Genomic DNA, 21476 nt, shown 5'->3' on the forward strand with positions numbered 1-21476 from the left:
GGGTCTCCTTGCTGCACGCATGGGAGGATCAAGCCAGGGCGACGCCAAGTCTATCCAGAAAACGAATCCCTCGACGTCAGTTGCTAATTATTATAGGTTTCAAACGATCTCGACGGACGATGTAGGCCATGACTGCAGGTGCAGCCGCTGATCGTAGTTGGAAGTCACCGGCTGTGCCGCGGCTTACAGCCTATGGCCGTGTTGCAACGCACGATGTCGATGAGGCCGCTGAACAAATAGGCCGCATCTTCTGTCCGCATGGGCTGCAGCCGGAGGCCGATACTGCGCGCGATTTCCTCGCTCTGCATAATTGTGCGGCATTCGATGGCTTTTCCATCAACTACGTCGCCTATGGCGGTGCGGTAACCATCGATCCCGGCTGTCTCGACCGCTTCTTCCTGCTGCAGCTTCCGCTGGCGGGGACCGCGCGGGTTTTCGCCGGGGCCGGCGAGGTCGCCACGGCGCCAGACCATGCAGCATCACTGCTGTCGCCGACATTGCCCACGCGTATGGTCTGGGACGCTTGCGCTCAGTTGATCCTGTTGCTCGACCGCCGTCTCGTGGAACAGCGCGCTGCCGCGCTGTCCGGGCGCGCGGTGCAACCGATCGAATTCGATCCCGCGATCGCGCTGTCGGGACGTCATGGCTCGCGGCTCCGGGCTCACATGCTTGGGCTCGCCGACCTCGCCGAGCGTCTCGGCGGTGGGCGCGGACTGCCATCGGTTGCGGCAGCCAATTGGCGCGAGACGCTGCTGGACATTCTGTTCGAGCAGCCGGGCAATGGCCTGGCGGAGGCGATCAGGCTGCATTCCGGCCGGGTTGAGACGCTGCCGCAGGCCGTCCGCCGGGCGCGTGATCTCCTGGCGGCGCACGCAGCCGAACCGCTCGATCTGGCGCAACTCGCGGCGTCGTCAGGAGTGGGGATCCGGGCGCTGCAAGGCGGCTTCCGCCGCCATTTCGGCATGTCGATCTCCGACATGCTGCTCGACATCCGGCTGGCGCGGCTCAATGCGCAATTGATGGCGGCTCCGCCGGAGGCGCGGATCATCGACATCGCCTTCGACCTCGGCTTCACCCATCTCGGGCGGATGGCGGGTGCCTATCGCGACAAGTTCGGGGAGGCGCCGTCGGCGACACTGCAACGCGTGCAGCGCGGCCGCTTCACGAATTGACGTGCACGAAATCCCGCAGCAGCGGATAGATCTCGTTATTCCACTTCTTGCCACTGAACACGCCGTAATGGCCGACGCCGGCCTGCATGTGATGGACGCGCCGATAGGCACGCACATTGGTGCAGATGTCCTGCGCCGAGAGCGTCTGTCCGATCGAGCAGATGTCGTCGCGCTCGCCTTCCACCGTCATCAGGCCGATGCGCCGCACGGCTTTCGGATCGACGGGACGGTCGCGATGCATCAGCTTGCCCTGCGGCAGCAGATGCTCCTGGAACACGTCGCGCACGGTCTCGATGTAGAACTCGGCGGGAAGGTCCATGACCGCGAAATACTCGTCGTAGAACGTCTTGATGGTCTCCGCCTTCTCGACCTCGCCTTTGGCGAGATGGTTGGCGAGATCCATGTGCTGCTTGACGTGGCGCTCGAGATTCATCGATACGAAGGCCGTGAGCTGCACGAAGCCGGGATAGACCTTGCGGAACGCGCCCCTGCACTGGAAGGGCACGTAGTGGATCAGGTTGTCCTCGAACCAGTCGATCGGCTTGCTCTTGGCGAACTCGTTGACCTTGGTCGGCTGGATCCGCGTGTCGATCGGTCCGGCCATCAAGGTCAAGGTGGCGGGGCGCGACGGATGGTTGTCCTCGCACATCACGGCGGTGGCCGCGAGCGCGGAGACCGACGGTTGGCAGATCGCCACCATGTGCGGGCGCGGACCGAGCTGGCCGAGGAAGGTGATGAGATGATCGGTGTAGTCTTCCAGCCCGAAGCGACCATGATCGCGCGGGATGTCGCGCGGATTGTGCCAGTCGGTGATGTAGACGTCGTGGTCCTGCAGCAGCGTCTTCACGGTGCCCCGCAGCAGCGTGGCAAAATGGCCGGACATCGGTGCGACCAGCAGCACCTTGGGCTGATCCGGCGCAGCGTCCTTCTTGAAGTGCAGGAGCGAGCCGAACGGTGTCTTGAACGTGACCTCTTCGGTGACGGCGAGTTCGCGGTTGCCGACCGTCACGCTGTCGATGCCATACGCCGGGCGAGCGTAGGTCAAGGCCGCGCGGGAGATCAGCTCGAGCGCGGCGGACAGACGCCGCATGGCGCGGCTGGATAGCCCTGATGGGATCAGGTTGAGATAGCGCATGGCGGCTGCTGCGCTCTGGCGCCACGGCTCGGTCAGGTCCATGTGGTTCTGATAGGCTTGGTACAGCAGCGCCATCGCGTCCGATCCATTACATGCATTGCTGTATGCAATATCGGAGCCAGAGTGGCCGAGTCTTGCCTGAAAAACTGGCATGTCGCTTGCTCGCTGAAATCTCTGACGTATCCGGCTCCGCGCATGATGCCGCTCGCACGAGCGGCACGGTGGGCGAACGACAAGCGGCAAAGCGGCAAGAGGGTAGGGGCGACATGGCCAAAGCGACGTTGACCATCAGCAGCAAGAATTACTCGTCGTGGTCGCTGCGCGGCTGGCTGCTCGCAAAATTTTCCGGGCTCGATTTCGACGAGGTCGTGGTCGGTCCGGACGACGCATCGGCGCGCGCCGAGATCCTGCTGCTGTCGTCCTCGATCCTGGTGCCGTGCCTGCGCCACGATGGTGCGACGATCTGGGATACGCTGGCGATCGGCGAGTATCTCAACGAGACCTTTCCGGAGGCGGGCCTACTGCCTGCCGACCGCATTCAGCGCGCGCATTGCCGCTCGATTTCGGGCGAGATCCATTCCGGCTTCACGACCCTGCGGGCGTCGCTGCCGGTCAATCTCAAGGGCCACTTCCCGGGCTTCAAGGTCTGGACGCGGGCGCAGGCCGACATCGACCGCATCTGGGCGATCTGGCGCGACTGCCTGGACAGATCCGGCGGCCCATTTCTGTTCGGTCAGCGCGGCATGGCGGATGCGATGTATGCGCCGGTGGTGACGCGGTTCGTGACTTATGACGTGAAGCTCGAGCCGCAGCTCAAGGCCTATGCCGACCTGATCATGGCGCTGCCGGAGATGCAGCAATGGATCGAGGCCGCCAAGGCCGAGCCAGAGGAGATCGAGGAGCTGGAGGTCGAGTACTAGGGTCCTGCCGTCAGCGGCCCGTGCCCGCGGCCCTTTGCAGCCGCCGGCTCCGGCGAGAACGGCTCATGCCACGGGCAGGTGCTGCTCAATTTGAAGCCGGATCTGCGTCTTCGCGGCGCGTGGCGTGAGCTGTCAGCACGTCACCATTGCCGTGTGGCGTCGGCCAAAACCCGGTTGTTGGCAATCGGTTCGGCCCGCGATGGCGCGCCTGGCCTGCCGATCTTTGCGTTGCAAACGGGGCGTGGCGTGGTTTTCGCATGGCACAATCCGCTTTCGGACGTGGTGGCCTCTGTGGCCGATCGATGGGCCGCAACGGTCGCCGATGTCGCGATCAACCGGTGGAGGCCGTCATGAACCAGCATGCAGTGGTGAGCAAGTTCTCGCACGTGAAGCCCGACGACACCGCCTACACGGGCGGCGGGTTGCGCGACTTCTTCCTGTATCGCGATCTGGGCATCGCCGACGCCACCGGCGGGCAGGTGATCTGCCACCTCGTCAAGGCCAATCCGGATTGTCCGCCGGTGGATGGCACCGGCTGGCATCGCCATGATTGCGATTTCCAGATCGTCATCATGATGAAGGGCTGGGCCCGCTTCATGTACGAGGACAAGCCGACCCTGGTGAACGCCGGCGACGTCGTGCACCAGCGTCCCGGCATCGTGCACTACCTCTACGATTATTCCCCTGACATGGAATATATGGAGATCGTCAGCCCGGCTGACTTCAAGACGGTCGAGATGCCGCCGGCGACCGACAACGTGCCGCCGGTCACGCCGTGGACCTGAGCGCCTGAACTCCTTCTCCGTTAATCTTTGGCATCCGGTTGCGGCATGCGGCGCGATGCTTCTCCTCATGATGTGGTGGGTTGTCTCCGACGTGTCCGATATCTAGCGTGAACAGGTCGCGCACCAGATGCGGCATCCGATTCGGACGCGATTCGTTCCAGCAGCGTTCCGGGGATTAAGACGGCAAGGCAGCGGCGTCGCATTTTGAAACACGGCACGCGCGCTGCCTGTCTCGCGCCTTGGTGCTCTACATTGCCCCTTGCGACCGGTCTGGCGCCGGTCCATCACCCGCGAGGGGAGCATCGATCATGACCTTGACCACATTGGCTTGGCTCGCGCTCGCGGCCTATGGCGCGCATATTCTCGAGGAATACACGTTCGACTGGCGCAATTGGGCGCGTGCGGTGATGAAGCTGCCGGTCGAGTGGAGCGACTTCTACGTGACGAACGCGCTGGTGGTCGTGCTCGGCGCGGTGCAGGCAGAGCTTGCCGAGACATGGCCGCCGGCCGCGCTCGCCTACGCAGCGCTGATGATCATCAACGCCATCTTCTTCCACATTCTGCCGTTCCTGCGCAGTGGAGGCAGATTCTCGCCGGGGCTGGCGACGGCGCTGATTCTGTTCTTTCCGATCGCAATTGCGATGTGGCGGCGGGCGTGGGGTGACGGTGTGCTCGACGTTGGAACGGCTGTCCTTGCGGTCGTCACCGGCGCGCTGCTGATGGCCTATCCGGTCGTGATGCTCAATCTGCGTTCAAAACCATATTTTCGGCAAGACCGGCCCTGAGCAGAACTCAGGGCCCGGTGTGATCAATAAGACGAAGCGCGATCGGCAACGAAGCTCGGCTGCGGACGGCGTCCATTGCGCTCATCAAATCGCGCGCGCGGGAAGCGCCAGCCGATGACAGTGGCTTCGAGCGCGCCGCCGGATTCCTTGTTGTGCCATTTGCCATCAATGTAGAAACAGGGGAACGGAAGTTGATAGGTGCCGCTGTGATCTTCGCACAGCACCTCGACCGTCTGCCCCGGCGGTGGCTCACCGCTGCCGTCGAATTGCGCCAGCCGTTTTTCGCGCGTAGCCATTCTGTCCATCTCCCTAAAAACGGGTCCCGGCCGGAACTTCAATGCGCGATTGAGGTCTCAGTATGGTATCAATCAGGAAACTCCGTCAGTTCCACGCAAAATCATGTGTTGGGCAAGCCAATGAGAAAATTGTGATGCGAAAATTCGTTGCCGCGCGAATCATCTTTGCCGCGAGCGTGCTCGCGATATGTGTGAGTTCTGCCGGACATGCGCAGGATATTCCGGGCATCGAAATCTGCACTGCAGAAAAGGCGATGGATCGACGGACATCATGTCTGCAGAGCAATATCGATTTCCTGCAGAAGACGATGACCAAGCAATCGCTCGATCAGCAGCAGAAGCTCGATGCGGCGAATCGCCAGATCCAGGCGCTGAAGGCCGCGCTGATCTCGCAGCAGGGCCTGATCGACGAGCTGAAGGCGTCCCAGGCGAAGCTCGCGGACGAACTGAGGAAGAAGGCCGATGCGCCGGCTGCCAAGGATGCGGCGCCGGCGAAGCCGACCAGCAAATAGCACGGTCCGCAGCGCAATAACGATCAAGCGCACGTGGATCTCCGCGCGCAGGATCGGGCGCTTCGATAGGAGAGAAGCGTGTCCACCAACCCGGCCCAGAAGGCGCTCTGGTTCATCGAGAGTCATCTGTCGGCGCCGTTGACGTTGGATGACGTGGCGGCCATCGCCGGCGTGTCGCGCTTCCACATCGTGCGCGCGTTCGCGGCGGCGACCGGCGTCTCGGTGATGCGCTATGTCAGGCTGCGCCGTCTCAGCGAGGCGGCACGGGCTCTGGCCTCTGGCGCACCCGACATTCTCAGTCTCGCGCTTGAGGCTGACTACGGCTCCCACGAAGCGTTCACGCGCGCGTTCCGCGACCAGTTCGGCGTCACGCCGGAATCGGTGCGCGCCAACCCATGCCTCGATGGCCTGCCGCTTCAGGAGCCGATCATGATGGACCAGACCCCGCTCGACGATCTCGCCGCCCCGCGCTTCGTGACGGCCAAGCCCCTGCTCGTGGCGGGCGTCTCCGAACGCTTCAGCCACGACAATGGGGCCGGTATCCCGGCGCTGTGGCAGCGCTTCCACCAGGTGGTGCACGAGATCCCGGCTCGCATCGGAGATGTCGCCTACGGTGTCTGCTGCAACGGCGACGATGCCGGAAATTTCGACTACGTGGCAGGAGTCGCGGTGACCGACTTCTCCGACCTGCCGCGCAGCTTCGCCAAGGTTCGGATTCCCGCCGCGACCTTTGCCGTGTTCGCCCATCCGGGCCACGTCTCGACCATCCGCCGCACCGTCAACACGATCTGGAATCACTGGCTGCCGCAATCGGGCTGCACGGTCGCCGACGCACCGAGCTTCGAACGCTACGATCAGCGCTTCGATCCGAGGACCGGTGATGGCGGGTTCGAGATCTGGGTTCCGGTGATTCGCTGACCCCCGCCGGAGGCGTCCCGGATTTGTGTCGAGACGCTGCAGGCCAGCCCTGCGGCGCCGGACCCCGCCGATTGCTTGGCAAGCAGCGGCACGTTTGCGATAACCTCACGCCTAACAACAATGCGCCGCAGCGCGGCGACGAAAGCGGGAGGTCGTCCGATGTCCGACATGCGCGTGCTCGCCACCGATCTGGAATTTCCGGAAGGGCCCGTGGTGATGCCCGACGGCTCGGTGGTGCTGGTCGAGATCCGCGGCAAGCGCCTGACGCGGGTGTTTCCCGACGGCCGCAAGGAGGTCGTGGCGCAGATTCCGGGCGGGCCGAACGGCGCAGCCCTCGGGCCCGACGGCAAGATCTACATCTGCAACAATGGCGGCTTCTCCTGGATTCCGACCGGCAAGATGATCATGCCGGGCCCGCAGCCCGAGGACTATCTCGGCGGCTCGATCCAGCGCGTCGATCTGCAGAGCGGCAAGATCGAGACCGTGGTCAGCCGATGCGGCGAGCATGAGCTGCGCGGACCGAATGACCTCGTATTCGACCGCCATGGCGGCCTGTGGTTCTCCGATCTCGGCAAGCGCCGCGCCCGCGACATGGATGTCGGCGCGTTCTACTACCTCAAGCCCGGCATGAGCGAGATCGTCGAGGCCGTCCACGGCATCCTGCCGGCCAATGGCATCGGGCTGTCGCCGGATGAGAAGACCGTCTACATCGCGGAGACGCCGACTGCGCGTCTCTGGGCCTACGATCTCGCCGAGCCCGGCACGGTGAAGCCGCGCGAGGTGATCTATCGCGGCGAGCGCGGCCGGCCGATCGCGGGCCTCGGCGGCTACCAGATGTTCGATTCGCTCGCGGTCGAGGCGAACGGCAATGTCTGCGTCGCCACGCTGGTGACCGGCTGCATCAGCGTGATCGCGCCCGACGGCACGCTGGTCGAGCAGGTGCCGACCGGTGACCGCGTCACGACCAACATTGCCTTCGGCGGTCCCGAGCTGAAGACCGCCTACATCACGCTGTCGGGCAGGGGTGAGCTGGTGACGATGGACTGGCCGCGGCCGGGCCTGCCGCTGAATTTTCTGAACAAGTAGGACAGCTGGGCATCGTCATGACGCTGCGCGGATGATAACGAGCAACGTAGAACGTTCTCGGAATTGCTCCTCATGGTGAGGAGCGCCGTAGGCGCGTCTCGAACCATGAGGCCCGACCTCGGCCTCATCCTTCGAGACGCAGCGCTGCGCGCTGCTCCTCAGGATGAGGGGAAGGAGTGTCAAATGCCCTTTCTCGAACCAGTCACCCTCCGCGGCGCGCACGCCAGCCTCGTGCCGCTGTCATCAGACCATCACGACGCGCTGGTCGAGGCCGTCAGCGACGGCGAATTGTGGAAGCTGTGGTACACCGCAGTTCCGAAACCCGAGACCATGGCCAAGGAGATCGAACGCCGGCTCGGCCTGTTCGCGGCCGGCAGCATGCAGCCGTTCACGGTGCTCGACGCCGACGGCCGCGTCGCCGGCATGACCACCTACATGAACGTCGATGCCGCCAGCCGCCGCGTCGAGATTGGCTCGACTTGGTATGCGAAGCGGGTGCAGCGCAGCGCGCTCAACACGCAGTGCAAGCGGCTGCTGCTGGCGCACGCCTTCGAGGCGATGAACTGCATCGCGGTCGAGTTCCGAACGCATTTCTTCAACCACCAGAGCCGTCGCGCCATCGAGCGGCTCGGCGCCAAGCAGGACGGCATTTTGCGCAGCCACCAGATCGCGCCGAACGGCACGCTGCGGGATACCGTCGTCTACAGCATCACCGCGGCCGAATGGCCGACCGTGAAGGCGCATCTGGACTACCAATTGAATGACAAGCCGCGCTGATCGCGCTATGGCCGCTTGCCGCCTGGCGCGGCGGACGATGACGAGACCGGGACGAACGACCAGATGGATATCTTCGACTATGTGATCGTGGGCGCCGGCTCTGCCGGCTGCGTGCTGGCGAGCCGCCTCAGCGAGGACCCCCAGGTCACGGTGTGCGTGCTGGAGGCGGGGCCGCGCGACTGGCACCCCTACATCCATCTGCCGGCCGGCTTCATCAAGACCTTCTACATGAAGAGCATCAACTGGGGCTATCAGCAGGAGCCGGGACCGTACACGGCGGGGCGCAGCATCTACGCGCCGCGCGGCAAGACGCTCGGCGGCTCCTCCTCGATCAATGGCCATGTCTACAATCGCGGCCAGCGCCAGGATTTTGATACCTGGGCGCAGATGGGCAATCGCGGCTGGAGCTATTCCGACGTGCTGCCGCACTTCAAGCGCATGGAGAAGCGCATCGGCGCCGGCGAGGATCAGTATCGCGGCCGCGACGGCAGCCTCATCGTGACCACCATGGAGTGGAAGGACACGCTGTGCGAGGCCTTCATGGATGGCGCGGTCTCGCTCGGCATCCCGCGCAACCCGGACTACAACGGCGCGATCCAGGAGGGCGTGTCCTACGTTCAGCGCACCATCCAGAACGGCCGCCGCGTGTCGTCGGCAACCGCGTTCCTGCGTCCGGCTAGCAAGCGGCCGAACGTCGAGGTTCGCACCCACGCCCACGCCACCGGCGTTGTGCTGGAAGGCAAGCGCGCGGTCGGCGTGCGCTATCACCGCGGCGGGCGCGGCGGCGTGCCGGTCGAGGTGCGCGCGCGCAAGGAGGTGATCCTGTCCGGCGGCGCCTATAACTCGCCGCAGCTGCTGCAGCTGTCCGGCATCGGCGCGCCCGAGCTGCTGCAGGAGCACGGCATCGAGGTGTGTCATGCACTCCGAAGCGTCGGCGAGGGCCTGCAGGACCACTACGCGCCGCGCACCGTCGCGCGCGTCAAGAACATCAAGACCGTCAACGAGCTCGCGCGCGGCCTCAATTTGTGGGGCGAGGCGCTGAAATGGGCGGTGACGCGGCGCGGCATCCTGTCGCTGTCGCCGACCATGGTCTACTGCTTCTGGCATTCCGGCGAGACCGCCGAAAGCTCCGATCTGCAGCTCACCTTCACGCCGGCGAGCTACAAGGAGGGTGTGCAGGGCCAGCTCGAGGACGAGCCCGGCATGACGGTCGCGTCGTGGCAGCAGCGACCGGAGAGCCGCGGCTATGTGCGGCTGCGCTCGGCCGATCCGTTCGATCAGCCGCTGATCCAGACCAACTATCTCACCGCCGAGCTCGATCGCCGCGTCGTCGTCGCCGGCATGAAGCTGGCGCGTCGCCTGCTGGCCTCGGCGCCGCTCGCGCCATACTACGCTTACGAGGATTTCCCCGGCCCGAAGGTGCAGAGCGACGATGAGCTCCTGGCCGCGGCGACGCAGCGCGCCACCACCACCTTCCACCCCGGCTGCTCCTGCCGCATGGGCCCGGCGGAGTCGACCTGGGCCACCGTCGACGACCAGCTCCGCGTCCACGGCCTTCAGGGCCTGCGCGTCGCCGATGCCTCGATCATGCCGCGCATGATCTCCGCCAACCTCAATGCTGCGACCTTGATGATCGGCGACAAGGCGGCGGATTTGATTTTGGGCAAGGCGCCGGTGGCGGAGAGGCTGTCGGCGTAGTGGGGCGCCCCACACTCGGCACTTGCTTGGAGGTCGGGCAATCACCCCAGCGGAGGTGAGCTCCCCTCCCCCTTGCGGGGAGGGGTCGGGGGTGGGGGTCCACGGGCGCTGAACTCCGTTGTGGGCGCGCTGTCGGCAGGGCGCTGTTGTTTCGCAAGAGCGAACCACGATATCTGCAAGTCGTGATCTATCGCACGAGTCAAAGCAAGCCGAGGGTGGCCCGGCGAGCTAACGATGTGGACACGGTTCGGAGCTCTCAATCGCTCATCATTTAGAGCAGGACTCGCGGACCCCCCACCCCCGCCCCCTCCCCGCAAGGGGGAGGGGAGCTCACTGCCCGTGCGGCAGGCGGCGGTCACGCGCGACGTGCACAAACTACTTCACCAGCCTGAATCTCCCGCCCTCGACCTTGATCAGAAACGCCGAGCGCTCGTCGTAGCCGTTGTGGTCGGTCGGGCTCATGTTGGACAGGCCGTTGTTGAGATAGACGTCCTTGCCGCGCTCCAGCGCGTCGCGCAGGGCGCTACGAAACTCCGGGGTGCCGGGCTTGGCGGCCTTCAGTGCGCCGGGAATCGCGCCCTTTAGCAAGGTGACCGTGTCCCACAGATGCGCGGCGAAGATGTTCGGCTTGTCGCCGTTGGCGGCCTGATAGGCGGTCACGAATGCGTCGTTGGCCCGACGGAACGGATCCTCAGGCGCGAGATCGTCGGCGATCGAGAACGCCTCGCCGGCGAATACCGCACCCTCGACATTCTCCTTGCCGAGCTTGATGAACTCCTGCGTCGCGACGCCGTGGGTCTGGAAGATCTTGCCCGCATAGCTGCGCTCGCGCAGCGCCTGCTGCGGCAGCACAGCCGGCGTGCCGGCCGAGGCGATGAACACCGCATCCGGATTGGTGGCGATCACCTTGAGCGCCTGGCCGGTGACGCTGGTGTCGCCGCGGGCATAGACCTCGTGGGTGGTCACCGTGAGCCCGAGCTTCGGCGCCAGCTTCGTCACCTCCTGATAGTAGCCTTCGCCATAACCGTCGGACACGCCGATGAAGCCGAGTGTCTTCACCCCCGTCTTGGCGATGTATTTGAGCATCGCCGCGGCCATGATGTCGTCATTGGGCACGACCTTGAACGCCCATCTGCGCTTGTCGTCCATCGGCTGCACGATCGCGGTCGAGGCCGCCAGCGACAGCAGCGGCGTCCTGCTTTCGAGCGCGACGTCGAGCAGCGGCATGGTGACCGGCGTCAGCGACGAGCCGATGATGACGTCGACACCATCCTGGATCACCAGCCGACGCGCGTTCTGCAATCCCTTCACGCTGTCGGATTCGTCGTCGAGCGCGATATAGACGATCTTCTCGCCGCCGATCTCCTTCGGCAGCGCAGCTACCGCCTTGATCTGCGGCTGCCCGAGCGCCGAGCCGGGCCCGGTTGCGGACACCACGATACCGACCTTGATGTCGGCGCGCGCGGGCGAGCCGAAAGCCATCGTTGCAGCAATTCCGATCGCCGTGAGCGCGGCTCTCATCGTGGTTCCTCCCCGTTGAGCGTGCTCGGCGCGTTGACTGGCCGAGACTTTGGCCGATGAGCGTAGCCGGACTGGCGGCCCCGTGTCTGTCCCCGTGGTTGGTGACGCGGGGCGGCGCTTCCAGCCGAGGCGGGTTGCTGCTAGGTTTCGGCGAACAAAGAGATCCGGGAGGAACGCATGGAGGCTCAGGGGCCTGGTATCGACGCGGCCGGCGCCGTCGGCGCGATGGTGCTCGCGATCGGACAGCCCGAGTTTCCGCAAGTCCTGATCGAGACGCTGCGCACCGTTGCCGATGTCGGCCACTGCATGGTGTTCACCTTCGAGAACCAGCGCTCGGCGCGCTGCCTGCTCAGCACGGGGAACATCGCGATCGGGCCTGATCTCGGCGCGGCCTATTCGGAGCATTTCCACACGGCCGATCCAAACCGGGACACGATCTTCCGCAGGCGCGCGGACGCGCGCTACATCCTGCTGCCGAATTTCGCGCGCCGCATGTACCCGAAGGGCTACCGCAAGCTGTTCTTCGAAGATTCCGAGATCGTCGACAAGGCTGCCACCGCGATCTGGGTCGGCGAGCACTGCACCTACGTGAACTTCTATCGCACCGCTGTGCAAGGCGGTTTTGCGCCCCACGAGCGCCAGCGCATCGCCGCGGTCGCCCCGATCGTGGGGGCCATCGTCGCGCGTCATTGCCAGGATCGCGCCGCCGCGATGGATCCGGCCGACAAATTTGCTTCGTTGTTTGCCGCCGGCGGACCGCTGTCGGTGCTGACCGCGCGGGAGAAGGACGTCTGCCGTCGCATCCTCGAAGGCTTCACCTCCGAGGCGATCGCCGGGGATCTTGGCATCGCCCTCAACTCCGTCTTCACCTATCGCAAGCGCGCCTATGAAAGGCTCGGCATCGCCTCGCAGAACGAGCTGTTTGCGATCGCCCTCCGCCTGATGGCGACACCGCGGCCGCTGAACTGAGCGAGGAGGGCTCGCCTGCTGTCACCCATCGCCGGGACAGACGTTGCCGGAGCGTGCAGCTAGCCTGCGCCGTCAGACCGGAGACCGAGAGTGAGCACAGCACCGCGCTTCGATATCGATACCGCCACCTTCTGGGCCGATCCCTATCCGGCGCTGGCGCGCATGCGCCAGGAGGCGCCGATCGCCTTCGTGCCGCAGCTCGGCAGTACGCTGTTGTGCCGTCGCGACGACATCTTCGTGTCCGAGAAGCAGATCGACGTCTTCAGCTCGCATCAGCCGCAGGGCCTGATGAACCGGCTGATGGGCCACAACATGATGCGCAAGGATGGCGCGGCGCACATGGCCGAGCGCCAGGCGATCGCGCCGGCGGTGTCGCCGCGGGCCGTGCGGGTGCACTGGCTGGCGCAGTTCCAGGCCCATGCCGACCGGCTGATCGACGCGCTCGATCCCACCGCCGACGTGGACCTCGTCCGCGACTTCGCATTGCCGTTCTCGGCCGAGTGCCTGAAGCTGATCACCGGCCTCACCAACATGCGCTTTCAGGACATGAATGCGTGGTCGCAGGCGATGATCGACGGCATCGCCAACTACACCGCCGATCCCGCGGTCGAGGCGCGTTGCAGCGCCGCGACTGCCGGCATCGACGCCGCAATCGACGACATGCAGCCGGTGCTGGAGAAGACCCCGAACCAGAGCCTGCTTGGCGTGATGCTTGCCACGCAAATGCCGATGGAGAGCATCCGCGCCAACATCAAGCTCGCCATCTCGGGTGGCCAGAACGAGCCGCGCGATGCGATCGCCGGCACGGTGTGGGCGCTGCTGACGCATCCCGATCAGCTCGCGCTGGCCCTCAATGGCGAGGTGCGCTGGCTGCAGGTATTCGAGGAATATGCCCGCTGGATCTCGCCGATCGGCATGACGCCCCGGCGCATCGCCAAGCCCTGGACGATTCGCGATGTCGCCTTCGAACCGGAGGAGCGCGTGTTCCTGATGTTCGGCTCGGCCAACCGCGACGAGACGCATTTTTCCGAGCCGGATCGCTTCGACATCCGCCGCGACGTCTCCAAGAGCATCGCCTTCGGCGCCGGTCCGCATTTCTGCGCCGGCGCCTGGGCCTCGCGGGCGATGATTGCCGAGGTCGCATTGCCGACGCTGTTTGCGCGGCTGCCGAACCTGAGGCTCCGAAACACCGAGCCCGTGCGCATCGGCGGCTGGGCCTTCCGCGGCCTGCTGAATCTGCCGGTGACCTGGAACGCGGGGCCGAATTGACGGACGCAATCCTCTTGCGTCGCGACCATCGACATTCCGGGGCAAGGCCGTAGGCCTTGAACCCGGAATCTCGAGATTGTGTCGGCACCCGCAACCGCGTAGTTGGACGAGATCACATAGCTCGCGGCCAGCGTGAAGCAGTCGTCCCAGGTGATAGGTGAAGGCTGAGGTGCCAAAACGACCTAGAGGCCGGTGAGCAATTTCTTGAGAAGAGCGTTGAGCGTCTTCTGTTCCGCCGGTGTCAGGACGGAAATCAATCGTGCCTCCAGGGCCACCATTGGACCAATCAGATCGTCGATCGCGCGCTTGCCGGCAGGGGTTAAAGCAATTTGCCTGCCACGTCGGTCATTGGGATCGGGGTATCGTTCGACCAATCCGGCGCGCTCCAACCGATCGAGGCGGTTCGTCATGCCGCCTGAAGAGATCATTGCCGCTTCATAGAGCTGGGTCGGTGAAAGCATATAGGGCTCACCGGCGCGCCTGAGGGGCGTGAGGACGTCAAACTCGCCAACCTGTAGCCCTGCTTCTGCGAGCAATGGGTTCATGTGGTCGCGGATCACCCGTGCGGCGGCGTCAAGCAAACGCCCCACGAGCTCTACAGGCAGCGTTGGAAGATCAGGGCGCTCGCGAGCCCATTGTTTTGAAGCGATCTCGGCACGATCCATGGGCAAGTGTCTTTCGATAAAGTATCTTGATATTAAGATACATTTGGACTACCGCTATGAGGCGAGACGACAGCTTGGCCTCAGAGGTCTTGGAAGGAAAGCGATGCCCAACATGATTTTGGTGAACTTCCCCGTGAGAGATCTCGCCGCGTCGACAGCATTCTACGTTGCCCTTGGTGGGGCGGTGAACTCACAGTTTTCCGGCGAAAGCTCGACGTCCCTCATGTTCACGAACACGATCGGTGTGATGCTGCTGACCCACGATCAATATCGCGAATTCACCAAACGCCCGATCGGCGACGCTCGACGCGAGAGTCAGGCTATGTTCGCCCTTACGGTCGCCGACCGCGATGCCGTTGATGCAACCCTAACTCGCGCTGTTGCTGCGGGCGGACGCGCCGATCCCAACCCAGCTCAGGATCTCGGCTTCATGTACAACCGCCACATTGAAGACCCGGATGGCTACGTTTGGGAAATCGTGTGGATGAACTCGTCAGCAAACACCTAAACGTGGAAGATTACCCCATAAGCACAGATCACTCATGCCGGCGTCTCCTCGGGGTGCCTGTGAATCGAGCCGCCCTTGTCCCGCAAGCAATTCAATAGGCCCTGAGCCGAGGATGTCTCCCGCCGGGCGACCTGCTCGAATACAGGCCTGATGGCGCCGAGGAGCCGCAGCGACGCCTTGCTGGGTGAGCGGCGCTGCTTTCATCCTGGCGTGAGCTTCCAGGCAGTCCGGCATCCCGCGCACGCAACAAAATTTTCCTTTCGCTTTTTCGGAAAATGTGCTTATCTCCTGCCAACCCGCCTCGTGCAGAGGGACGTACGCGTCGTCACGATACGTGGAGGTGGGGGGCGATGGACGTGATGGCTGCGCCAGACGAGCGCAGTCGGCGCGTACGGAGAAGTCGTGTGGTCCTGGCCTCTCGACGCTGAGGTCAAGTCCGCGGTCGTTGCTTGACGGCACGCGCGGACGATGGGGGCAAGACAGCCGATCCCCAGGGAGATCACGTATAATTCGTAGAGCCATCGCGCAGGGAAGGCCGGGATGTCTCGGCCGAACCTGTGGTTCCTGCCCCGTGCATTCTTTCCGCACGGGGGCCATGGGGGCGGCGAGCTCCCGGCCTTCCCTGCGCCCTCTCGTTGTTGGGGAGGGGACGTGACCGCCGCATCACTCGGGCCTCATCAGCTGCGAGAGCGTGTACTCATGAGCAGAATGGGCGGATGTGAGATCAGCATGAGCCTCTACAAGCTCCGCCGTCACGCCCGGCTTCGCGGGTGATGACAGACATGGCGAGGATGGGCTGTTGGAAACGTCGATCAGATGTCGGACGCGCGACCGCAACGACCGATGTCAGTCTCACGCCTCCAGCGCAGTGCGGATCATGCGCGCAAGATCGGCGCTGACGTAGGGTTTGGCGAGCAGCAGCACGTCGGCATCGAGCCGCCCATGATGCACGATCGCGTTCTCCGTGTAGCCCGATGTGTAGAGCACCTTCAGCCCGGGACGGCGCTTCTCGGCCTCGATCGCGAGCTGGCGGCCGTTCATGCCGCCTGGAATGATGACGTCGGTGAACAGCAGGTCGATCCGTTCCGGATTGTCGATCAGCGCCAGGCCCTCGGCGGCGTTGCTCGCGGCGAGCGTGCGATAGCCGAGACGGCGCACCTGAGCCACGACGTAGTCGCGCACCAGCGCATCGTCCTCGACGATCAGGATGGTCTCGTCGCCCTGTGCGACAGCCGGCCGGCCGGGCTCGGCCGCCGGCGGCTCCGGCGCGCTCGCGGCCCGCGGCAGATAGAGCTTGACCGTCGTGCCGTGGCCTTCCTCGCTGTAGATCTTGACGTGGCCGTTCGACTGCTTGACGAAGCCATAGACCATGCTGAGGCCGAGACCCGAGCCCTTGCCGACGTCCTTGGTGGTGAAGAACGGCTCGAACACCTTGTCGAGCAGCGGGGCGGGAATGCCCTGGCCGGTGTCGCTGACCGCGATCATGACGTAGCTTCCGGGCTTGGCGTCGCGGTTCAGTTGCGCGTAGTGCTCGTCGAGCGTGACGTTCTTGGTCTCCAAGGTCAGCTTGCCGCCGTCCGGCATCGCGTCGCGCGCGTTGAGCGCGAGGTTGAGGATCGCCGTCGACAATTGGCTCGGATCGATCAGCGCCGGCGCGCTGTCATGGGCCAGCATCGATTCGATCTCGATCTGCTCGCCGAGCGTCGGCCGCAGCAGACGGCCGGCTTCGACGACGAGCGCATTGATGTCGGTGGCGCGGGGCTGCAGCGGCTGGCGGCGCGAGAAGGCAAGCAGGTGCCGGGTCAGATCGGCGCCGCGCTCGGCGGCGGCGCTGATCATGCCGGCGATGCCGGCGAGCTGGGGCTTGTCCTTGACCGCATCGGCGAGGATCTCGATCGTCCCGGTGATGACGGTCAGGATGTTGTTGAAGTCGTGCGCGACGCCGCCGGTGAGCTGGCCGATCGCCTCCATCTTCTGTGCCTGACGGACCTGGGCCTCGTTGGCCTCGATCTCCTGGAATCGTCGCACCATCGCCTCCGCGGCGCGGCGCTGGCGGATCTCCTCCTCGAGCTGCGCATAGGCCTTCTGCAAAGTGATGCGCGTCGGCAGCACCAGAAGCTGCGGCAGCATCTTGATCATGACGACGATGATTCCGATCGAGGTGACGCCAAGAAAGATGTTGATGAGGCCCGTGATGGTCGAGGTCGGCACCCAGAGATCGACGATCGCCAGCAGGCGCGTGACCCCGACGACGGCCACGAAGGTCGCAAGCGCTCCGACGATGCCGCGGAACATCACGTCGCGCCAACGCCGCCGCAGAAACGTGCCGACCACGAAGGCGATGGTGAAGAAGGCGCTGGCGACCAGTCCGTTGGACACGACCTGCAGCCATATCCATACCGGCGCTCCCTGCAGACCCGCCGCTTGCACCGTCAACGTCGGCATATGCAAATCATCCTCAAAAACGCAACGCGCCAAACCCGGGGGCGGCCCGGCCTGTCGTCGTCTCAACCCGAACGGATCATTCAGCTTTTCGCCTCTGGCGCAAGGGCAATGGCGGCTTCGACGCGGATCGCGGCAGGGCGCCTTCGCGCCGCCGCGAATGCCGCACCGCCGCGCGGCGTCAAAAGCCTGCCACACATCCTTTACCGGCCGGTCACGCGGCTGTTAACGCGCCGACCTAAGTCGCTCGACACCGTCATCACCATGGGGAATGAACGAGATGTCGAACACGATCGCGCACAACCGGCGCGAGTTCCTGCGGCTGCTCGGAGCGTCGGCTGCGACCGCGGCCCTCGGCCAGAGCATCGAGCGCGCGCATGCCATTCCGGCGTTCAACCGCCACGGCAGCATCGAGGACGTCAAGCACATCGTTGTGCTGATGCAGGAGAACCGCGCCTTCGATCATTACTTCGGCGCGATGCGCGGCGTGCGCGGCTTCAACGATCCGCGCGCCGTGAAGCTGCCGAACGGCAACCCGGTGTGGCAGCAGCCGGGCGGCACGGGATCGGTGATGCCGTTCCGCGTCGACAATGCCGGCCAGGTCTATGTCGAGGACGTGGCGCATGGCTGGAACGACGGCCAGAAGGCCTGGAACAACGGCAACTACGACAAGTGGATCGCCAACAAGGGCACCACGACGATGACCTGCATGAATCGGCAGGATCTGCCCTGGCACTATGCGCTCGCGGACGCCTTCACGGTGTGCGATTCGTATTTCTGCTCGGTGATGGGCCCGACCGATCCGAACCGCTACTACTTGTGGACCGGCTGGGACGGCAACGACGGCAAGGGCGGCGGCCCGGTCATCACCAATGCGGAAGCCGGCTACGACTGGACCACGTTCCCGGAGCGGCTGGAGAAGGCGGGCATCTCCTGGAAGGTCTACCAGGACATCGGTCTCGGCCTGACGGCGGAAGGCTTCTGGGGCTGGACCCAGAATCCGTGGATCGGCAATTACGGCGACAACTCGCTGCTGTATTTCCACCAGTATCAGAACTCGCAGCCGGGCAGTCCGCTGTACGAGAAGGCGCTGCGCGGCAGCAACATCGCCAAGGGCGGCACGTTCGAGAACCTGTTCGACGGGCTGCGCAACGACGTGCGCAACGGCACGCTGCCGCAGGTGTCGTGGATCGCAGCTCCCGAAGCGTTCAGCGAGCATCCGAACTGGCTGCCGGGGCCGGGCGCCTGGTACATCTCCAAGGTGCTCGACATCCTGACGTCGAATCCGGAACTGTGGAGCAAGACCGCGCTGATCATCAACTACGACGAGGGCGGCGGATTCTTCGACCATGCCGTCGGCCCGTATCCGGCGATGTCGCAGGCCTGGGGCCAGTCGACCGTCGATGTCAGCACGGACCTCTTCGCCGGCGACGGCAGCCACGTGGCTGGTCCCTACGGCCTTGGCGTGCGCGTGCCGATGCTGGTGGTGTCACCGTGGTCGCGCGGCGGCTTCGTGTGCTCGGAAGTGTTCGATCACACCTCGGTGATCCGCTTCATCGAGCGCCGCTTCCATCACAAGGCGCCTGATTTGTTCGAGAGCAACATCCCGGCCTGGCGGCGCGCGGTGTGCGGCGATCTCACCTCGGCGTTCAACTTCACCTCGCCCAACGAAGGCATGGCGCCGCTGCCGAGCACGGCCGGCTACAAGCCGCCGGCCGCCGACATCACCTCCGGTGCCCGCTTCGACGACTATCACCCGGTTCCGCCGGCCAAGCAGGTATTGCCGCTGCAGGAACCAGGCATCCGCCCGGCGCGCGCGCTGCCCTACGATCTCCGCGTCGACGGCGATGCCGACGCCGCGCACAGGACGTTTGCGATCCGCTTCGTCAATCCGGGGCAGGCGGGCGTCTGCTTCCACGTCCGCTCCGGCAACACCGCGGCCGGACCGTGGAGCTACACCGTCGAGGCAGGCAAGTCGCTGCGGGGCGCATGGGACCTTGCGGCCAGCGCCGGCCAGTACGATCTGTCGGTGTACGGGCCGAACGGCTTCTTCCGCCACTTCAAGGGCGGCGTCGCCACCACCGCGGCGCTGGTCGATGTCGACACCGTCCATCTCTGCGATTGGGACGACGGCGACGATTCGCGCAGCCTCGCGATCGCGCTCACCAACAAGGGGGCGAGCTGCGTCGTGACGCTGGCCGACAACTACACCGGACGCAGCGAGCGGCACCGCCTGCAGCGCGGACAGCGGCTCGAGACGCGGGTTCGCCTGCAGCAGACCCATGGCTGGTACGATCTGACGGTCACGACTGATACCGATGCCAACTTCAACTGGCAGCTCGCGGGTCATGTCGAGAACGGCCGGCCCAGCATCAGCGACCCGGCGATGGGCAGGATCGCCGCGACCTGATCGCGAACGATATCGGGATGCGCCCGGAGCGATCCGGGCGCATCCTCAAGATGATGAGGTGACGAGACTTTGCTCGGCGTCGTCGGCATTGGGATCACCCGGCGCGGTGGCCCAGGCGAGTTCGACCAAAGTGACGATGCGGCGGCCGGCGCCATCGAGCTGGCAGACGATGAGGCCCTGGTCCTCGATATAGGTCAGCAGGCGCTGCGCCCGCCGCAACGAGTGCGAGCCATAGGCGCGGGCGATCGCGGCATCGCTCGGGCAGGGGCGGCCGTCCTTGGCGGCGCGGGCGATCATCATGAACACGCCCTGCATGTCCTCTGGGAGCAGCGAGGCGCGCAGCGTGACGTCCCGCCAGCCGGCGTCGTCGGCCGTCTCGTCGCCGCCGAGCCCCGCGCGGGCGCGCGTCAGCATGCGGCGGAACTCGTTGAGGTCTGGCACCGCCGTGCCCAGCCCCTCGATGCGGCAGCGGACGACGAACTCCTGATAGAGCACGCCGACGGCGCGAAAGCCGGCGTCGGGCTCGGCCAGCACGGCGCGCAGCACGCGCTCGACGCGGGCGCGGCGCTCGGCGAGCTCCTCCTCGCTGACGGCGGGCGCCGGCGGTTCGGGGCGCAGCTCGAGCGCGGCGGACTTCGCCGCCATCAACTGGTCGAGCAGCTCGGGCTGCGGCTTGCGCTGCGGCCTCGCGTTCGTCTCGGGCGGCGGTGCGGCGAGAATCACCGCGCGGGCGTCCTCGAGCGAGGCCTCCGGCAGCGGCATCAGCCGCGGCGTCGCGTTGCGCGGCTTGGTGTCAGTCGGGCCGATGCGCAGGCCCAGCGGCCGGCGCGACAGCGCGGGGCCCAGCGCCATGAACTGGCCGCGCTCGAGGTCGCGGAACGCCTCGGCCTGGCGCCGCTCCATGCCGAGCAGGTCGGCAGCGCGGGCCATGTCGATGTCGAGGAAGGTGCGGCCCATGAGGAAGTTCGAGGCCTCGGCCGCGACGTTCTTGGCGAGCTTCGCCAGTCGTTGCGTCGCGATCACGCCCGCCAAGCCGCGCTTGCGGCCGCGGCACATCAGGTTGGTCATCGCGCCGAGCGAAGCCTTGCGGGCCTCGTCGGAGACTTCGCCCGCGACGGCCGGTGCGAACAGCTGGGCCTCGTCGACCACGACGAGCATCGGGTACCAGTGGTCGCGGGAGATCTCGAACAGGCCGTTGAGAAAGGCGGCCGCGCGCCGCATCTGATTCTCGGCATCGAGGCCTTCGAGGTTGAGGACCGTCGAGACGCGATGCATCCGCGCCCGTTCGCCGGCGACCTGCAGCGCGCGCTCGGTGTGATCCTCGGCCGCGATCACGAGATGGCCGAATCGCTCGGCGAGCGTGACGAAGTCGCCCTCCGGATCGATGATCGTCTGCTGCACCCAGGGCGCGCTCTGCTCCAGCAGGCGGCGCAAGAGATGCGACTTGCCGGAGCCGGAATTGCCCTGCACCAGGAGCCGGGTCGCCAGGAGTTCCTCGAGGTCGAGAGCTGCAGGCGATCCCGCCGCCGTCTGCCCCATCTCGATCGCAACCGTCATGTGCCCCGACTCAACCCCGCCTCACGCAGAGGCTGGCGCTTAACAAGCGCA

The 21476-nt window shown here is 65.4% G+C and carries 19 protein-coding genes; 13 read left to right on the plus strand and 6 right to left on the minus strand.

Annotated elements, in window-relative coordinates; all coding sequences use genetic code 11:
- Positions 1–128 precede the first annotated feature (128 nt).
- On the plus strand, positions 129–1172 hold the full coding sequence (locus QX039_RS05895; RefSeq protein ID WP_315738620.1) for an AraC family transcriptional regulator: 1044 nt from the start codon (positions 129–131) through the stop codon (positions 1170–1172).
- On the opposite strand, the gene QX039_RS05900 is transcribed toward QX039_RS05895, so the two are convergent.
- Positions 1162–2382, minus strand: a complete 1221-nt coding sequence (locus QX039_RS05900) for a polyhydroxyalkanoate depolymerase (protein WP_315738619.1) — start codon at positions 2380–2382, stop codon at positions 1162–1164. The two genes, QX039_RS05895 and QX039_RS05900, sit on opposite strands and share 11 nt — an antisense overlap.
- 191 nt (positions 2383–2573) lie before the next feature.
- On the opposite strand from QX039_RS05900, the gene QX039_RS05905 reads away from it, so the two are divergent.
- The 3 genes from QX039_RS05905 (at position 2574) to QX039_RS05915 (ending at position 4797) form a co-directional block, all read left to right on the plus strand.
- Positions 2574–3227: a glutathione S-transferase family protein gene (locus tag QX039_RS05905; protein WP_315738618.1), complete on the plus strand. Its 654-nt coding sequence runs from the start codon at positions 2574–2576 to the stop codon at positions 3225–3227.
- Positions 3228–3577: 350 nt separating this feature from the next.
- Positions 3578–4012 (plus strand): cupin domain-containing protein, encoded by a 435-nt coding sequence (locus QX039_RS05910; protein ID WP_315738617.1) that lies wholly within the window; start codon positions 3578–3580, stop codon positions 4010–4012.
- A gap of 308 nt (positions 4013–4320) precedes the next feature.
- On the plus strand, positions 4321–4797 hold the full coding sequence (locus tag QX039_RS05915; protein WP_315738615.1) for an HXXEE domain-containing protein: 477 nt from the start codon (positions 4321–4323) through the stop codon (positions 4795–4797).
- A 23-nt stretch (positions 4798–4820) separates the two neighbouring features.
- Here QX039_RS05915 and QX039_RS05920 read toward each other — a convergent pair whose 3' ends face one another.
- The gene (locus tag QX039_RS05920) at positions 4821–5093 is read right to left on the minus strand and encodes a hypothetical protein (RefSeq protein ID WP_315718054.1); all 273 of its coding nucleotides are present in this window, start codon (positions 5091–5093) and stop codon (positions 4821–4823) included.
- 134 nt (positions 5094–5227) lie between these two features.
- Here QX039_RS05920 and QX039_RS05925 point away from each other — a divergent pair, with 134 nt between their 5' ends.
- The 5 genes from QX039_RS05925 to QX039_RS05945 all read left to right on the plus strand — a co-directional run bounded on the left by QX039_RS05925 (position 5228) and on the right by QX039_RS05945 (position 10084).
- A complete protein-coding gene (locus QX039_RS05925; protein ID WP_315738614.1) occupies positions 5228–5605 on the plus strand; it encodes a hypothetical protein in 378 nt (125 codons plus the stop codon).
- Positions 5606–5683: 78 nt separating this feature from the next.
- Positions 5684–6523: an AraC family transcriptional regulator gene (locus QX039_RS05930; RefSeq protein WP_315738613.1), complete on the plus strand. Its 840-nt coding sequence runs from the start codon at positions 5684–5686 to the stop codon at positions 6521–6523.
- Positions 6524–6682: 159 nt separating this feature from the next.
- Positions 6683–7609 (plus strand): SMP-30/gluconolactonase/LRE family protein, encoded by a 927-nt coding sequence (locus tag QX039_RS05935; protein WP_315738612.1) that lies wholly within the window; start codon positions 6683–6685, stop codon positions 7607–7609.
- A gap of 183 nt (positions 7610–7792) precedes the next feature.
- Positions 7793–8386, plus strand: a complete 594-nt coding sequence (locus tag QX039_RS05940) for a GNAT family protein (RefSeq protein ID WP_315738611.1) — start codon at positions 7793–7795, stop codon at positions 8384–8386.
- A gap of 63 nt (positions 8387–8449) precedes the next feature.
- Positions 8450–10084 carry a GMC family oxidoreductase gene (locus QX039_RS05945; RefSeq protein ID WP_315738609.1) on the plus strand — a complete coding sequence of 545 codons (1635 nt, stop codon included), beginning with the start codon at positions 8450–8452 and terminating at the stop codon, positions 10082–10084.
- Between the two features lie 375 nt (positions 10085–10459).
- On the opposite strand, the gene QX039_RS05950 is transcribed toward QX039_RS05945, so the two are convergent.
- Positions 10460–11605, minus strand: a complete 1146-nt coding sequence (locus QX039_RS05950) for an ABC transporter substrate-binding protein (RefSeq protein ID WP_315738608.1) — start codon at positions 11603–11605, stop codon at positions 10460–10462.
- Positions 11606–11782: 177 nt separating this feature from the next.
- Between QX039_RS05950 and QX039_RS05955 the strand changes: the two genes are divergently transcribed.
- Together QX039_RS05955 and QX039_RS05960 are read left to right on the plus strand one after the other, a co-directional pair.
- Complete coding sequence (locus tag QX039_RS05955) at positions 11783–12574, plus strand: helix-turn-helix transcriptional regulator (protein WP_315738607.1); 792 nt, start codon at positions 11783–11785, stop codon at positions 12572–12574.
- A 90-nt stretch (positions 12575–12664) separates the two neighbouring features.
- Entirely contained in the window at positions 12665–13843 is a 1179-nt protein-coding gene (locus QX039_RS05960) for a cytochrome P450 (RefSeq protein WP_315738606.1), read from the plus strand.
- A 182-nt stretch (positions 13844–14025) separates the two neighbouring features.
- Here the strand turns inward: QX039_RS05960 and QX039_RS05965 are convergent, their stop codons facing one another.
- Positions 14026–14508 (minus strand): MarR family transcriptional regulator, encoded by a 483-nt coding sequence (locus QX039_RS05965; RefSeq protein ID WP_315738605.1) that lies wholly within the window; start codon positions 14506–14508, stop codon positions 14026–14028.
- A 103-nt stretch (positions 14509–14611) separates the two neighbouring features.
- Between QX039_RS05965 and QX039_RS05970 the strand changes: the two genes are divergently transcribed.
- Positions 14612–15016, plus strand: coding sequence for a VOC family protein (locus QX039_RS05970; RefSeq protein ID WP_315738604.1), 405 nt, complete (start codon positions 14612–14614; stop codon positions 15014–15016).
- An 852-nt stretch (positions 15017–15868) separates the two neighbouring features.
- Here the strand turns inward: QX039_RS05970 and QX039_RS05975 are convergent.
- The gene (locus QX039_RS05975) at positions 15869–17461 is read right to left on the minus strand and encodes an ATP-binding protein (protein ID WP_315738603.1); all 1593 of its coding nucleotides are present in this window, start codon (positions 17459–17461) and stop codon (positions 15869–15871) included.
- A gap of 277 nt (positions 17462–17738) precedes the next feature.
- On the opposite strand from QX039_RS05975, the gene QX039_RS05980 reads away from it, so the two are divergent.
- A complete protein-coding gene (locus QX039_RS05980; RefSeq protein ID WP_315738601.1) occupies positions 17739–19868 on the plus strand; it encodes a phosphocholine-specific phospholipase C in 2130 nt (709 codons plus the stop codon).
- A 45-nt stretch (positions 19869–19913) separates the two neighbouring features.
- Here the strand turns inward: QX039_RS05980 and QX039_RS05985 are convergent, their stop codons facing one another.
- On the minus strand, positions 19914–21425 hold the full coding sequence (locus QX039_RS05985; protein WP_315738600.1) for an ATP-binding protein: 1512 nt from the start codon (positions 21423–21425) through the stop codon (positions 19914–19916).
- Positions 21426–21476: the final 51 nt, after the last annotated feature.

It is taken from the genome of Bradyrhizobium sp. SZCCHNR1043 (assembly GCF_032489675.1).
GTDB lineage: Bacteria > Pseudomonadota > Alphaproteobacteria > Rhizobiales > Xanthobacteraceae > Bradyrhizobium.